Annotated in this window: 15 protein-coding genes; 3 read left to right on the forward strand and 12 right to left on the reverse strand. The window is 69.0% G+C overall.

From position 1 onward, the window contains the following. Positions 1 to 14: 14 nt before the first annotated feature. Positions 15 to 365 carry a hypothetical protein gene (locus tag ACN8ZM_RS23945; RefSeq protein ID WP_089453186.1) on the forward strand — a complete coding sequence of 117 codons (351 nt, stop codon included), beginning with the start codon at positions 15 to 17 and terminating at the stop codon, positions 363 to 365. Between the two features lie 153 nt (positions 366 to 518). On the opposite strand, the gene ACN8ZM_RS23950 is transcribed toward ACN8ZM_RS23945, so the two are convergent. The 8 genes from ACN8ZM_RS23950 to gtdA all read right to left on the reverse strand — a co-directional run bounded on the left by ACN8ZM_RS23950 (position 519) and on the right by gtdA (position 6992). Next, the gene (locus tag ACN8ZM_RS23950; RefSeq protein ID WP_043183364.1) at positions 519 to 941 is read right to left on the reverse strand and encodes a DUF6691 family protein; all 423 of its coding nucleotides are present in this window, start codon (positions 939 to 941) and stop codon (positions 519 to 521) included. Between the two features lies 1 nt (position 942). Further along, positions 943 to 1377, reverse strand: a complete 435-nt coding sequence (locus ACN8ZM_RS23955) for a YeeE/YedE family protein (RefSeq protein WP_420212574.1) — start codon at positions 1375 to 1377, stop codon at positions 943 to 945. Further along, positions 1367 to 1717 carry an ArsR/SmtB family transcription factor gene (locus tag ACN8ZM_RS23960; RefSeq protein ID WP_043183360.1) on the reverse strand — a complete coding sequence of 117 codons (351 nt, stop codon included), beginning with the start codon at positions 1715 to 1717 and terminating at the stop codon, positions 1367 to 1369. The genes ACN8ZM_RS23955 and ACN8ZM_RS23960 overlap by 11 nt, the downstream gene beginning before the upstream one ends. A 98-nt stretch (positions 1718 to 1815) precedes the next feature. After that, complete coding sequence (locus ACN8ZM_RS23965; RefSeq protein WP_420212575.1) at positions 1816 to 3177, reverse strand: MFS transporter; 1362 nt, start codon at positions 3175 to 3177, stop codon at positions 1816 to 1818. Between the two features lie 80 nt (positions 3178 to 3257). Next, entirely contained in the window at positions 3258 to 4466 is a 1209-nt protein-coding gene (locus ACN8ZM_RS23970; protein WP_205824221.1) for a 3-hydroxybenzoate 6-monooxygenase, read from the reverse strand. A 19-nt stretch (positions 4467 to 4485) separates the two neighbouring features. Further along, on the reverse strand, positions 4486 to 5127 hold the full coding sequence (maiA, locus tag ACN8ZM_RS23975; RefSeq protein WP_420212576.1) for a maleylacetoacetate isomerase: 642 nt from the start codon (positions 5125 to 5127) through the stop codon (positions 4486 to 4488). A gap of 25 nt (positions 5128 to 5152) precedes the next feature. After that, a complete protein-coding gene (locus ACN8ZM_RS23980) occupies positions 5153 to 5851 on the reverse strand; it encodes a fumarylacetoacetate hydrolase family protein (protein WP_043183354.1) in 699 nt (232 codons plus the stop codon). 97 nt (positions 5852 to 5948) lie between these two features. Next, positions 5949 to 6992 carry a gentisate 1,2-dioxygenase gene (gtdA, locus tag ACN8ZM_RS23985; protein WP_043183352.1) on the reverse strand — a complete coding sequence of 348 codons (1044 nt, stop codon included), beginning with the start codon at positions 6990 to 6992 and terminating at the stop codon, positions 5949 to 5951. Between the two features lie 164 nt (positions 6993 to 7156). On the opposite strand from gtdA, the gene ACN8ZM_RS23990 reads away from it, so the two are divergent. Beyond that, the gene (locus ACN8ZM_RS23990; RefSeq protein ID WP_089453194.1) at positions 7157 to 8101 is read left to right on the forward strand and encodes a LysR family transcriptional regulator; all 945 of its coding nucleotides are present in this window, start codon (positions 7157 to 7159) and stop codon (positions 8099 to 8101) included. 56 nt (positions 8102 to 8157) lie between these two features. Here the strand turns inward: ACN8ZM_RS23990 and ACN8ZM_RS23995 are convergent, their stop codons facing one another. The 4 genes from ACN8ZM_RS23995 to ACN8ZM_RS24010 all read right to left on the reverse strand — a co-directional run bounded on the left by ACN8ZM_RS23995 (position 8158) and on the right by ACN8ZM_RS24010 (position 11902). After that, positions 8158 to 9426 (reverse strand): FAD-dependent oxidoreductase, encoded by a 1269-nt coding sequence (locus ACN8ZM_RS23995; protein WP_420212577.1) that lies wholly within the window; start codon positions 9424 to 9426, stop codon positions 8158 to 8160. After that, the gene (locus ACN8ZM_RS24000; RefSeq protein ID WP_012338331.1) at positions 9423 to 9656 is read right to left on the reverse strand and encodes a 2Fe-2S iron-sulfur cluster-binding protein; all 234 of its coding nucleotides are present in this window, start codon (positions 9654 to 9656) and stop codon (positions 9423 to 9425) included. The genes ACN8ZM_RS23995 and ACN8ZM_RS24000 overlap by 4 nt, the downstream gene beginning before the upstream one ends. Before the next feature lie 189 nt (positions 9657 to 9845). Beyond that, positions 9846 to 10973, reverse strand: coding sequence for an NAD(P)/FAD-dependent oxidoreductase (locus tag ACN8ZM_RS24005; RefSeq protein ID WP_420212578.1), 1128 nt, complete (start codon positions 10971 to 10973; stop codon positions 9846 to 9848). Further along, positions 10970 to 11902: a 4-hydroxyproline epimerase gene (locus tag ACN8ZM_RS24010; RefSeq protein WP_420212663.1), complete on the reverse strand. Its 933-nt coding sequence runs from the start codon at positions 11900 to 11902 to the stop codon at positions 10970 to 10972. Before ACN8ZM_RS24010 ends, ACN8ZM_RS24005 begins: the two co-directional genes overlap by 4 nt. Before the next feature lie 251 nt (positions 11903 to 12153). On the opposite strand from ACN8ZM_RS24010, the gene ACN8ZM_RS24015 reads away from it, so the two are divergent. After that, entirely contained in the window at positions 12154 to 13074 is a 921-nt protein-coding gene (locus ACN8ZM_RS24015) for a dihydrodipicolinate synthase family protein (RefSeq protein ID WP_006484863.1), read from the forward strand. Positions 13075 to 13292: the final 218 nt, after the last annotated feature.

Here is a 13292-nt window from a genome sequence, read left to right on the forward strand (position 1 = left end):
GAAAGGGAATCGCCATGCAAACGCATCACATCCGGCTCGACGCCGGGCAAAGCCACTTTGCGTGGTTCGACAAGGGCAGCCAGGTGATCGTGCTGGACGGCGCGCTCGCGGTCACGCTGCGTCACGGTGGGCTCGACTGGCTGCCCGACGCGCCGCAGCACATCCGCCGCTTGCTCGACGAAGGCGAATGCCTGACGCTCGAGACGGCCGGCCACGTAGCGCTGTCAGCCGGCGGCACGGGCGCGGTCAGCACGACGGTCGTGGAGCCGGACGAACGGCCTGGCGTGCTCGCGGCATGGCGTGCGGCGCTGCGCCGGTTGTCCGGCCGGATACGCGGCGGCCAGCGCGTGCGCGAGCCCTCCTGATATGGCGATTCGACGCATCACGGAAAGCGTCAGGCTGCCACCGCCTCATCCAGCGGAGATCTGACGCGATCCGGTTCGGCGGTGCGCATGCGGATCGACCGACCTCGACCTATTCAACCGCCACAGCCCGCCCGGCACGCGGCGGTCACGACGTCACCGCACGCGCCTGCGGCGCTCGACCCACTCGAATACCGCCATCCCTGCCAGCATCGCGACGACGAATACGATCCCCTTCGCCGACCCGAAGCCGATCGACACGATCGCGGGCCCCGGGCAGAACCCGGCGATCCCCCAGCCGATACCGAACACGGCACTTCCGGCAACCAGGCGCACGGTGATCGCCCGCAGGGCCGGCAACTGCATCGGCAAGCCGAGCCACGACCGCGTCCGGCGCTTCGCCCATGCGAACGCGAACACGGCCACGCCCGTCGCGCCGGCCATCACGAACGCGAGCGACGGATCCCAGCGGCCCGCCAGGTCGAGAAAGCCGAGCACCTTCTGCGGATTGGCCATGCCCGACACGATGAGGCCGACGCCGAACAGCAGCCCCGCCAGAAACGCGAATCCTGCCTGCATGTCAGCCTCCCAGCACGTGCTGTCGCACGAAGACGGTCACGAAGCCTGCGACCATGAAGACCGCCGTCGCGACCACCGAACGCAGCGCACCGCGCGACATCCCGCACACGCCGTGGCCGCTCGTGCAGCCACCCGCGTACCGCGTGCCGACGCCGACCAGCAACCCGGCTGCCACCAATTCGACCCAGCTTGCATCGACCTGCGGTGTCAGCCTGTTCCCGGCGACGTACATCACGAGCGGTGCGGCGATCAGCCCGGCGACGAACGCGGCGCGCCAGTCGCGCTCGCCCGCACGTGCCGTGAGCAGACCGCCGACGATGCCGCTGATACCGGCAATCCGGCCGTTGAACGCGACGAGCCACGCGGCCGCGAGCCCGATCAGCACGCCGCCGGCCAGCGACAGCCACGGCGTGAAATGAAGCGCATCAAGCTGCATCGCGCCGCCCCTTCGCGGCCGGGCCGCAGAACTGCGCGTACAGCACGCCCATCACCGCGATCGCGGCCGGGCTGTCGAGCGAATAGTGGATGTTCTTGCCGTCACGGCGCGTGCGAACCAGCGCGTTGTCCCGCAACACGCCCAGCTGCTGTGACAGCGTCGGCTGGCGGATGTCCAGCGAGGTCTCGAGATCGCTCACGCAGCGCTCGCCCTGGGACAGTTCACAGAGCAGCAGCAGCCGGTCGGGATTCGACAGCACCTTGAGCAGCGCGCAGGCCGATTCGGCCGCCGCGCGCATCTGGTCGGGTTCCGGCAACCCGGCGGAAAGATCGTCGTTCATCGGCGCAGGGAGACAATTAAAGCATCAATATTATATTAATTTATATAATGATGCTCCCCGCTGTTTGCCGGCGGGCGGCCTTGCGCCCCCCCCTTCGCTCAGGCCTGCTCGCCTGCCATCGTCTTGGCAGCAGGCATGCGCGCCGCATCGGCACGCACGACGCCGAGCGCCAGCACCGCAATCCCCGCGATCACGCACGGCGCCGCGACGACGGCAAACGCAGTCGACAACGGCACGCCCATCGCCAGCATCGCGCCGCCCGCCATCGATCCGACGACCGAGCCGCCGCGGCCGATCCCGTTCGCCCAGCTCACGCCGGTGGTGCGGCACTCGGTCGGATAGAACGCGGCGGACAGCGCGTTCGCGCCAACCTGCGAACCCGACACGCAGAAACCGGCCGCGAACACGGCGAGCGCGGCGCCCCACGGCGACACGGCAAACATGCCGATCGCGGCGACGAATACGCCGGCCGCCGCATAGCTGCAGGCCAGTACGCGATGCGGGTCGAAACGGTCCATCAGCCCGCCGAGAACGATCGCACCGAGCGTGCCGCCGACCTGGAACATCGCGGTCACGCGCGCGGCCGTCTGCAGCGTCGCGCCGGTCGTGCGCAGCAGCGTCGGCAGCCAGCTCGACAACAGGTAGATCACGAGCAGGCTCATGAAGAACGTGAGCCACAGCAGCAGCGTGCCGCGCAGCAGGTCGGCGCCGAACAGGCGGCCGAGCGGCGACCCGGCCGGCTTGCCGGCGGGCGCGATGAACGACGCGTTTGCAAGATGCGGATCCAGCGCGATACGACCGAGCATCGCCGCGATCCGTTCGCGCGCCGCGCCTGTGTTGACGAGATAGCGCACCGATTCCGGCAGCCGCCACGCGAGCACTGGCAGCAGCAGCAACGGCGCGGCGCCGCCGACGACGAGCACCGCACGCCAGCCGTGGTGCTCGATCAGCGACGCGGCCGCGAGCCCGCCGAGCGCGGAGCCGATCGTGAAGCCGCAGAACATCGTCGTCACCAGCAGCGAGCGGCGCCGGGCCGGGCAATATTCGGACGTCAGCGTGATCGCATTGGGCATCGCGCCGCCAAGGCCGAGCCCGGTCACGAAGCGCCACGCGATCAGCTCGGTCAGGCCGCCCGCGCTCGCCGACGCGGCGCTCGCGATGCCGAAGCACGCCACGCATGCGAGCAGCAGGCGCTTGCGGCCGAACCGGTCGCCGAACGGCCCGAACACGAGCGCGCCGGCCATCAGCCCCGCGAGCCCCGCCCCGAACACCGGTGCGAGCTGCGCGGGCGACAGCCCCCATTCCGCGCGGATGACGGGCGCGATGAATCCGATCGACGCGGTATCGAAACCGTCGATCGCGACGATCAGAAAGCACAGGGCGACGATCGCGGCCTGAAACGGCGCAACGCGATGACGGTCGATCCATTCGCTGACGTCGATGGACAACGTATCGGCCATGATGGTGTCTCCTCCAGGAAGGCGGTCGCGCGTCGTGTCGTTGAAATGCGCGCCGCCGGAATCGGGCCAACCGCGCCGCGTTACGCGACGGACTTCAGGCAATCCTCCGCGCGCCAGCCGTGCAGCCAGTCGAGCGCGTCGTAGAACTGCGCCTGCGTGCGGCCGACCCAGAGCCCGTTGCGCACCTGCCGCTCGACGCCCTTCGCGTGATAGATCCGCCCCATCTCGCGCGCCGAATACAGCACCCGCGCGGTGCGCGGAATCCGCACGCGCTCGTACAGCGCGAACGCGGCCTCGAAATCGCCATCGGTCCGGGCCACGGCCGCGCCGAGCGTCACTGCATCCTCGAGCGCCTGGCACGCGCCCTGCGCGATGTATTGCGTCATCGGATGCGCGGCGTCGCCGAGCACCGTCGCGCGGCCTGCGCTCCACCGTTCGACCGGATCGCGATCGGCGGTCGCCCAGCGCTTCCACGACGTCGGCCGGTCGAGCATCTGCTTCGGCAGCGGATGGATGCCGTCGAAGTACGACAGCACTTCCTCCTTGCTGCCCTCCCGCACGCCCCAGGTTTCCTGCTCGCGGCTGTGGAACGTGACGACGAGGTTGTACTGCCGCCCGCCGCGCAGCGGATAGTGGACGAGATGGCAATGCGGGCCGGCCCACACGACCGGCGCGTTGATCTGCAGATCCTTCGGCATGTTGTCGACGTCGACCACCGCGCGATACACGACGTGGCCCGTCACGCGATGCGCGTCGCCGATCAGCGCGTGACGGATCGCGGATTTCACGCCGTCGCAGCCGATCACGGCATCGGCGCGATAACGTTCGCCGTGCTGGTCGGTCACGGTCACGCCATTGCCGTCCTGCTCGAAGCCGCACACCTGCGTGCTCGTCCGGAATTCGATCAGCGGATGATCCTTGACCGCCTCGTAGATCGACAGGTGAATGTCCGCGCGATGAATCACCGCATACGGATTGCCGAAGCGCTCGCGGTACGCGGCGCCCGTATCGATGTGCGCGACCTCGCGTGCATCGATCGCGTCCATCAGCTGCAGCCAGTCGGTGAACACGGCTCGGCTGCGCGCGGCCTCGCCGACACCCAGCGCGTCGAGCGCGTTGAACGCGTTGGCCGCGAGCTGGATCCCCGCGCCGATCTCGCCGATCTGATCTGCCTGTTCGAGCAGCTTCACGCGAATGCCCTGGCGCGCGAGCGCGAGCGCCGTCGCGAGCCCGCCGATGCCGCCGCCGATCACCAGCACGCGCCGGCCGTTGTGTTGTGTCTCGCCCATGTCTGTCTCCTGCTTCGTGTTACGCGACGTAATCCGGTTGCCGCTGTGGCTGTGCGGCCTCGAAAGCCGGCTCGCGCCGCGCGTGCTCGAAAACCGCGAGGCTGCGCGGATACGCGCTCAAGTCGCAATCCATCCGCAACGCGTTCGCGACCTGCGGCACGAGGCACACGTCGGCCAGCGTCGGCGTGTCGCCGAAGCACCACGGGCCCGTATCCGCGCGCGCGAGCAGCCGCTCGACGCCGGCCATCCCTTCCGCGATCCAGTGCCGGTACCACGCGGTCTTCTGCTGCGGCGTGACCTTCAGGTCGGTGTCGAGATAGCGCAGCACGCGCAGGTTGTTGAGCGGATGGATGTCGCAAGCGATCAGCGTCGCGAGTTCCAGCACGCGGGCGCGATGCTGCGGTTCGAGCGGAATCAGCCGGGGTTCCGGATGCAACTGGTCGAGGTAATCGAGGATCGCGAGCGACTGCCCGAGCCGGAAGTCCCCATTGACCAGCGCCGGCACCGCCGCCGACGGGTTCACGTTCGCGACGTAGGCCGCCTCGCGATGCTCGCCGGTGCGGATGTTCACCGGCAGCGTGTCGTACGGCAGCCCTTTCAGCGCGAGCGCGATGCGCACCCGGTAGGACGTCGAACTGTTGAAGAAGCTATGCAGTTGCACGATGTCGCCTTTCGAGGAAGATGCGTCAGACCACGCGCACGGTCAGTTCGCCGAGCCGTTCGACGCCGACCTTCATCACGTCGCCCGCAACCACCGCGCCGACGCCTTCGGGCGTGCCGGTGAAGATCACGTCGCCCGGTTCCAGGCGGAAGAACTTCGACAGGTCGGCCACCGTTTCCGCGACCGACCAGATCAGGTGCGACACGTCGCTCTTCTGCTTCGTCGCGCCGTTGACGGTCAGCCACAGGCCGCCCTGCTCGAAATGACCGACGTCGCTTGCCGGATGCACTGGCCCGATCGGTGCCGAGCGGTCGAACGCCTTGCCGATTTCCCACGGCCGGCCCATTTCGCGCATCTTCATCTGCAGGTCGCGGCGTGTCATGTCGAGGCCGACCGCGTAGCCCCACACGTGTTCGAGCGCGCGCTCGAGCGGAATGTCCGAACCGCCCTTGCCGATCACCGCGACGAGTTCGGCTTCGTAGTGATAGTTCTGCGTCTGCGACGGATACGCGAGATCGAGCGTTTCGCCGTAGGCGACCGGCACGATCGAATCGGCCGGCTTGCAGAAGAAGAACGGCGGCTCGCGATCGGGATCGAAGCCCATTTCGCGCGCATGGGCCGCGTAGTTGCGGCCGACGCAATAAACGCGGCGAACCGCGAACTGCGCATCGCTGCCGGCAACGGGGAGTGCCACAGGTGCTTCAGGCGGGAAAACGAAAGTCATGAATGGCTCCAGCGTAAATACGAATGAAGGGGGCACGCCGCCGCGGCGACGCACGGGAAACAGGAATCGGGAAACGAATCGTCGAAACCGGCCGGCGTCAGTCGCGCGCTTCGCGCAGCAGGTTCAACGCAGACAGCACGGGCCGGTCGGAGTAGCTGAACAGCACGCTGTCGGACGACGCCGACAGCCGCACGGGCACCCACGACGGCGCGACGAAGATGTCGTGCGGCTCGAATTCGAATGCGTTGCCGCCGATGTGTGCGGTGCCGCTGCCTTCGACGACGCAGTAGATCGTCGCGTCGGTGCTGCGATACGTGCGGCCGTCGAAACCGGCGGGCAGGAACTGCATGAAAGTGGCGATCGTCGGCATCGGCCAGCCGCCCGTCGCGGGGTTCACATAGCGCAGCTTCACGCCGTCCCATGCGTCGAGCTCGCCGTTCCGGTACAGCGCATCGAGCGCCTCGCGGGTGCGCGCATACGGATAGCTGAAGATCGGCGACGTCGGATCGCTCGCGCGATGCCGCACCGGCACCATGTTGTGACCGAAGCGCGCGAAGCTGTCGCCTTCCGGGCGGCTGATCGGCTGCACGGCTTCCGGGTAGTTCTCCGCGAAGCCCGCGTCGAGGTTCGCGAGCAGCGGAATGTCGAGCCCGTCGAGCCACACGACCGGTTCGCCGCCCGCTTCCTCCGACGGGTTGCCGTGGTCGTGCCACGCCCACGACGGCGTGATGATGAAGTCGCCCGGATGCATCGTCGTGCGTTCGCCGTTCACGGCCGTCCACGCGCCGCGCCCTTCGACGATGAAACGCAGCGCCGACTGCGTATGCCGGTGGCTCGGCGCGATCTCGCCCGGCAGGATCAGCTGCAGCCCCGCGTACAGGGTCGGCGTCATGCTCGACTTGCCGGGCAGCCCCGGGTTCTCCAGCACCAGCACGCGGCGCACGGCCTCCTCCGCGCTGATCACGCTGCCGGCCTGCATCACGAGGTCGCGTATCTGCGCGTACTTCCAGATCGCGGCCTGCGCGGCCGGCTGCGGGGATTTCGGCACGAGGTTGTGCAGCGATTCCCACAGCGGCGCCAGGCGCTGCTCGGCGATCCGTGCGTAGTAGGCGGCGCGCGACGCGTCCGGATGGGTCGTCATGATGTCTCCTTGGAGTCGGCCGATCGGCGTCGGCGCTATGTCGGGGCGGGGACCCTGCTGCAGTCCGTTAGCAGATTTATATTCGACCCAGACATACCCGGTAAAATGGTCAAATCATCTGATTCATATACTTCTGGATATACCTACTCGCGACGAGGCATGCGATGGACTGGACCCACCGGCTGCGACTGCGGCATCTGCAGGTACTGTTGAGCCTTGCCGGCACCGGCAATCTGAGCCAGTCGGCGGTGGCGCTGGCGACCACGCAGCCCGCGCTGTCGAAATGGCTGAAGGAACTGGAAGAGGATGTCGGGCTGCCGCTGTTCGAGCGGCATGCGCGCGGCCTGCGGCCGACGCCCTACGGCGAAGCGCTGATCGAGCATGCGCGCCGCGTCGAGGCGCAGCTCGACGTCGCGCGCGACGACATGGCCGCGCTGCGGGAAGGCGGCAGCGGTCTCGTGACGATCGGCACGTCGGGCGTCGCGGCGGCCGATACGGTGCCGCTCGCGGTATCGCAACTGCTGAAACGCATGCCGCGCGCCCAGGTTCGGATGACCGAAAGCACGATGAACCAGCTGATGCCGCAGCTCGCGCGCAGCGAACTGGATATCGTCGTCGGCCGTTCGGGGTCGACCTCCGTCGATCCGCTGCTTCACGCCGAAGCGCTGTATGTCGATCCGGTCGTGTTCGTCGCACGGCCCGACCATGCGCTCACCGGCGCGGCGTCGGTCGGCTGGGACGACGTGCTCGCCTATTCGTGGATCGTGTGGCCGTCGGGCACGCCGGTGCACAACGCGCTGGAGGCCGCGCTGACGGCCGCCGGCCGCGTGCGGCCGCCGCACTGCGTCGAATCGAATTCGTCGATCCTCAACCTCACGCTGCTGAACAACACCGACCTGCTCGGCGTCGCGTCGTATCGTGCCGCGCAGCGCTTCGCGCAATTGAACGCGATCCGGATCCTGCCGATGCAGCTCGAAGGCCAGGGCGCGGTGTCGATGTACTGGCACCCCGATAGCGCGAATCGCGCAGCCGTGGCCGCGACGATCGAGTGCCTGCGCGCCTGCGCGGCACCGCAGGTCGGTGGATGGGAGAAAGTGAAGGTGGAATGAATGGCGCGGCCCGGCGTCACCCGGGCCGCGTTGCCGCGACGACGCGAAGCGTCACATCACGCGCCGTCGCAGGATGCCGTGCCGTCCAGCATCAGCGTGCCGACGCGCGCGGGCACGAGCGGCGTGCGCGGCACCGGCGGGGTCCAGCCGAACAGTGCCTGCGCGGCCGCGCCGCATACGCGGCCCTGACACGCGCCCATCCCGCAACGGGACTGCAGCTTCGCGGCCGTCCAGCCCGGCGCTTGCGCGACCGCATCGAAACGCACGTCTTCGCAGCGACACAGCAGCGTATCGGGCCGCGCAAGCCAGCGGATCGGCTCGCGGATCGCGAAGCGCTCGCGCACGGCATCGGCAAACGCCTGCCAGTGTGCTCGCTGCGTCACCAGCGCAGCCAACGGCGCCGTCTGCCCGATCGCCGCCAAACCGGCGATTTCGCCTTCGACCATCGCCAGTTCGCTGCCGCCGACGCCCGTACACTCGCCAGCCGCGAAAACCCCGTCGCGGCTGGTGCGCTGATGCGCATCGACCGCCACCGCGCCATTGTCGATCCGGCAGCCGAGATGGCTCGGCAGCACGGTATTCGGCACGAGGCCGAAGCCGCACGCGAGCCGGTCGCAATCGACGTCGAACTCGCGATCGCCCTGACGAATCCGCACGCGTTCGAGCCGCTTGTCGCCGAACGCTTCGACGACGTGCGCATCCGGCCGATAAGCGGCCGTGACGAGCTTCGCCGCCTGCGCAAGCTTCGACGGCCAGCGCCACAGCCCCGCCCCGAAACCGGCCACGTCGCCCCACGCGGCCTGCTCGAGCACATGCGACACGCGCGCACCGGCCTGACGGGCCGTCGCAGCGCTCGCCAGCAGCAGCGGCCCGCTGCCCGCGATCACCGTGCGCTGCCCGCGCACGTCGAGGCCGTACTTGATCAGCGCCTGCAAGCCGCCCGCACCGGTGACACCCGGCAGCGTCCAGCCCGGGAACGGCAGCAGCAGCTCGCGTGCGCCGCAGCAGAGAATCAGCGTCCGGAAATCGAGCAGCAGCCCGCGTTCGTCGTCCTCGAGCAGCAGTGTGCCCGGCTGCGTTTCGGCGACGATGCGCGTTGCCGCGAGATGCGTGACGTTCGGCTGCCGCAATACGGCGAGCCGCTCGGCGGCCGCCGGCGTCGGCGTCGCCGCTGCGCCTTGCCGCCAGATCTGCCCGCCCGCGCGCGGGTTGTCGTCGACGATCGCAATCGTCGCACCGCTTCGTGCGGCGGCCCGCGCCGCCGACAGCCCGGCCGGGCCGGCGCCGACGATCGCGACGTCGACACTCAGTCGTTCCTGTTTCATCGCGTGCGCTCCACCTGCATGCCGTCGCGGCACAGCGTCTGGCAAGCCAGCCGGCGGCGCCCGTCGATCGTCATCCTGCACTCCTGGCAGATGCCCATCCCGCAAAACGGCGCACGCGCCGCACCCGTGCACGACACGCGCGTCGTGTCGTCGCCGCTCGCCGCGACGGCGGCCGCGACGGTCGCGCCGTCGGCCACCGTCAGCGCGCGGCCGTCCAGATGAATGATCATGTCAGCCTCCGCCGGGCCGCCCCAAGGGGGCTGACCGCCCCCGCGGGGGGCAGCGAACGAAGAGAGCGTGGGGGTCGTTTCATCTCAGCCTCCGCCGGGCCGCCCCAAGGAGGCTCGTGCATGGAACCGGAGTAAGCACTGAAGCGCCAACGCCGGTCGACAGCGTACGAAGTGAGCGTGGGGGTCGTTTCATGTCAGCGCTCCAGCTACGAGGGACGCGCTCAGGAAGCGTCCCGGCCAATACGGTTCGATATCGATGGGCGGCCGTTCGCCGGCCATCAGCGCAGCGACGAGCCGCGCGCTGCCCGGCGCGGTCGTCACGCCGAGCCCTTCATGCCCGACCGCCAGCCACACACCCGGCCGCGCCGGATGCTCGCCGAGCAGCGGCAGCCCGTCGGGGCTCGCGGAACGAAACCCCGTCCATGAGCGGATGCCGTTCAGGTCGGCCAGGTCGGGCAGATAGCCCACCGCGCGGCGCAGCATGCGCGCCAGCACGGGCGGCTCGACTTGCGCGTCCTCGGTGTCGAACTGGCGCGACGAGCCGATCAGCAACTGGCCGGTCGGCCGCGGCTGCACGTTGAACGCGACCGACGTGCCGTCGCTCGCGTGTGCGCTCGCCGCATAGCCCAGCTCGACGAGTTGGTGCGACACCTGGCCCGGATAGCGGTCGGTAATCAGCAGATGGCCCTTTTTCGGGCGCAGCGGCAGCTCGGGCAGCAGCGTGCGCGCGGCAACGCCGTTCGCGACGAGCACCCGCTCCGCGCGCAGCGTGTCGCCGCTTGCGAGCGTCACGCTCGGGCCATCGACCGCGACGGCCCTGTCGCGCCGCAACGTGATGCGCGGCGCGCGCTGCAGCAGCCAGTTCGCGGTGACGGGCGCATAGAGGATCGCATCGCCGGGAATCTTCAACGCCCCGCCAAGGCCCGGGCGCAGCATCGGCTCCAGTTGCGCGAGCGTCGCCGCGTCGATCAGTTCGCCCGCCACGCCGTGCGCGGCCAGCGTCGCCTGCTTCGCGCGCGCCAGATCCATTTCGTGCGCATCGGCCGCGAGCCACAGCGTGCCGCAGTTGCGGTACGCGCATTCGTCGGGCATCTCGCCGCTCAACGCGCGCCACAGTTCGATCGAGTAATGGCTGAGCGCGAGTTCGGCCGCGTTGTCGTCCATCGCGACGAGGTGCCCCATGCCTGCGCCGGTTGCACCGCCGCTCGCGTCGTCGACGACGAGCACGTTCAGCCCGCGCTGCGCGAGTTCGTGCGCGCACGCCGCGCCGACGATACCGGCACCGATCACGACGACATCCGTCTTCGCATCGCTCACGGCGCAATGCCCCAGCCAAACGGATCGTCTTCCTCGATCAGCAGCGTCGCTTCCGCGCTCAGGTGCGCGCTGCCGCGGATCGTCGGCACGATGCCGCCTTCGGCCTGCTCGTAGCTCGCATGGAACACGCTGCCGATCACGCTCGCCTGCCGCCATACAGCGCCCGGCGCGAGCTTGCCGTCGGCCGCGAGGCACGCGAGCTTCGCGCTCGTGCCGGTGCCGCACGGCGAACGGTCGTACGCGAGGCCCGGGCACAGCACGAAGCTGCGGCTGTCGTGTTCGGGATCGTCGGCGAACAGCTCGATATGGTCGATCTCGCCGCCGTTCGCGCCGGTGATGCCCGCGCGTTCGAGCCCTTCGCGCACGGCCGACGCATACGCGGTGAGCGCCGCGACGTTGTCGCCGGCGACGCGCTGCCCGTGGTCGCTGATCAGGAAGAACCAGTTGCCGCCCCACGCGATGTCGCCCTTCACGGGGCCGTAACCCGGCACGTCGAGCGCGACGCCCTTCGCATGGCGATACGCGGGCACGTTGCGCACGCTGACCGACAGGTCGTCGTGCAGCGTCGCCTCGACGGTGCCGACGGGCGTTTCGATCCGATGCACGCCGGGCGCGATGCGCCCCGTATGGTGCAGCGTGCGCACGACGCCGATCGTGCCGTGCCCGCACATCCCGAGATAGCCGCTATTGTTGAAGAAGATCACGCCGGCCGCCGCATCGGGCGACACGGGCTCGCACAGCAGCGCGCCGACCAGCACGTCGCTGCCGCGCGGTTCGAGAATGCATGCGGTGCGGTAACGGTCGTGCTCGCGCGCGAGCACGTCGCGGCGCTCGGCCATCGTGCCGCTGCCGAGCGCGGGGAAACCGGACACGACGAGCCGAGTGGGTTCGCCGCCCGTGTGCGAATCGATGATCTGGATGCGCTTCATCATGAGCCGTCCGAAGTGGGGAAAGGAGCATAGCTTCCTCCGTCGCGCGTCCGTCCGCTTGTGGCTTTTCGATGAGGACGACGACGAAATCGGCATAGTGCGAAGCGCCCTTCCCGCGCCGTCCGGCCGCTGTGCCGATTTCGTCATTTTGCTCCGCGATACGACTCAAGCGTGATCGGCGTTTGCGCGGCGATACTGGTTGCACACCGACACCACGTCGGCCGACCGATACAAACACGTAGGAGATTGAAGTGAGCCGAAACGCCATTCAGTGGACCGGGGTTTTCCCGGCCGTCAGCACCCAGTTCAAGCCGGACTTTTCCCTCGACATCGACGCCACGCACCGCGTGGTCAAGAACCTGGTGAACGACGGCGTGTCGGGCCTCGTGGTCTGCGGCACGGTCGGCGAAAACACGTCGCTGTCGACGAGCGAGAAGCTCCAGGTGATCGAGGCCGCACGCGACGCAGCCGGCGGCAAGATCCCGGTGATCGCCGGCATCGCCGAATTCACGACCGAATTCGCACGCAACACCGTGCGTGAAGCACAGCGCGTCGGCGTCGACGGCGTGATGGTGATGCCCGCGCTGGTCTACTCGGCGAAGCCGCATGAAACCGCCGCGCACTTCCGCGCGGTCGCGACGAGCACCGACCTGCCGGTGATGGTCTACAACAACCCGCCGATCTACAAGAACGACGTGACGCCCGACGTGCTGATTGCGCTGCAGGATTGCGAGAACATCGTCTGCTTCAAGGATTCGTCGGGCGATACGCGCCGCTTCATCGACCTGCGCAACGCGGTCGGCGATCGCTTCGTGCTGTTCGCGGGCCTCGACGACGTCGTGGTCGAGAGCATTGCCGTCGGTGCCGAAGGCTGGGTGTCGGGCATGTCGAACGCGTTCCCGAAGGAAGGCGAGACGCTGTTCCGCCTCGCGAAGCAGAAGCGTTTCGACGAAGCACTCGCGCTGTATCGCTGGTTCATGCCGCTGCTGCACCTCGACGCACGCCCCGACCTCGTGCAGTGCATCAAGCTGTGCGAAGAGCTGGTCGGCCGCGGCAGCGCAATCACGCGTCCGCCGCGCCTCGCGCTGCAGGGCGACACGCTCGCGGAAGTGAAGGCCATCGTCGCGAAGGCGCTCGAAACGCGCCCGGCGCTGCCCGACGTCGGTCTCTGATCGACTCCCCCTGCGGCGGCGCGCGGGCTTTCCGCCTGCGCGCCGCCGTCTCCGGTCCGGCATGGCCCGCGGGCCCGTTCGCACCGGCGCCAGCCCGCGCCGCTCGTGAAAGGCCCGCAGCCCGCCCCGGTCGTTCGAACCGGGCGATGCCGGCCGGCAGGCAGGCGCCGCTGCTCCGTCGGAGCGCGGCGCACCTCTAGCCTGTGCCGATATTCCCC

The organism is Burkholderia aenigmatica (assembly GCF_048627025.1).
Taxonomy (GTDB): Bacteria; Pseudomonadota; Gammaproteobacteria; order Burkholderiales; family Burkholderiaceae; genus Burkholderia; species Burkholderia aenigmatica.

Coding starts and splice junctions, on each gene's coding strand:
- ACN8ZM_RS23945 (WP_089453186.1), top strand. CDS start 15: ATGCAAACGCATCACATCCGGCTCGACGCCGGGCAAAGCCACTTTGCG.
- ACN8ZM_RS23950 (WP_043183364.1), bottom strand. CDS start 941: ATGCAGGCAGGATTCGCGTTTCTGGCGGGGCTGCTGTTCGGCGTCGGC.
- ACN8ZM_RS23955 (WP_420212574.1), bottom strand. CDS start 1,377: ATGCAGCTTGATGCGCTTCATTTCACGCCGTGGCTGTCGCTGGCCGGC.
- ACN8ZM_RS23960 (WP_043183360.1), bottom strand. CDS start 1,717: ATGAACGACGATCTTTCCGCCGGGTTGCCGGAACCCGACCAGATGCGC.
- ACN8ZM_RS23965 (WP_420212575.1), bottom strand. CDS start 3,177: ATGGCCGATACGTTGTCCATCGACGTCAGCGAATGGATCGACCGTCAT.
- ACN8ZM_RS23970 (WP_205824221.1), bottom strand. CDS start 4,466: ATGGGCGAGACACAACACAACGGCCGGCGCGTGCTGGTGATCGGCGGC.
- ACN8ZM_RS23980 (WP_043183354.1), bottom strand. CDS start 5,851: ATGACTTTCGTTTTCCCGCCTGAAGCACCTGTGGCACTCCCCGTTGCC.
- gtdA (WP_043183352.1), bottom strand. CDS start 6,992: ATGACGACCCATCCGGACGCGTCGCGCGCCGCCTACTACGCACGGATC.
- ACN8ZM_RS23990 (WP_089453194.1), top strand. CDS start 7,157: ATGGACTGGACCCACCGGCTGCGACTGCGGCATCTGCAGGTACTGTTG.
- ACN8ZM_RS23995 (WP_420212577.1), bottom strand. CDS start 9,426: ATGAAACAGGAACGACTGAGTGTCGACGTCGCGATCGTCGGCGCCGGC.
- ACN8ZM_RS24000 (WP_012338331.1), bottom strand. CDS start 9,656: ATGATCATTCATCTGGACGGCCGCGCGCTGACGGTGGCCGACGGCGCG.
- ACN8ZM_RS24010 (WP_420212663.1), bottom strand. CDS start 11,902: ATGAAGCGCATCCAGATCATCGATTCGCACACGGGCGGCGAACCCACT.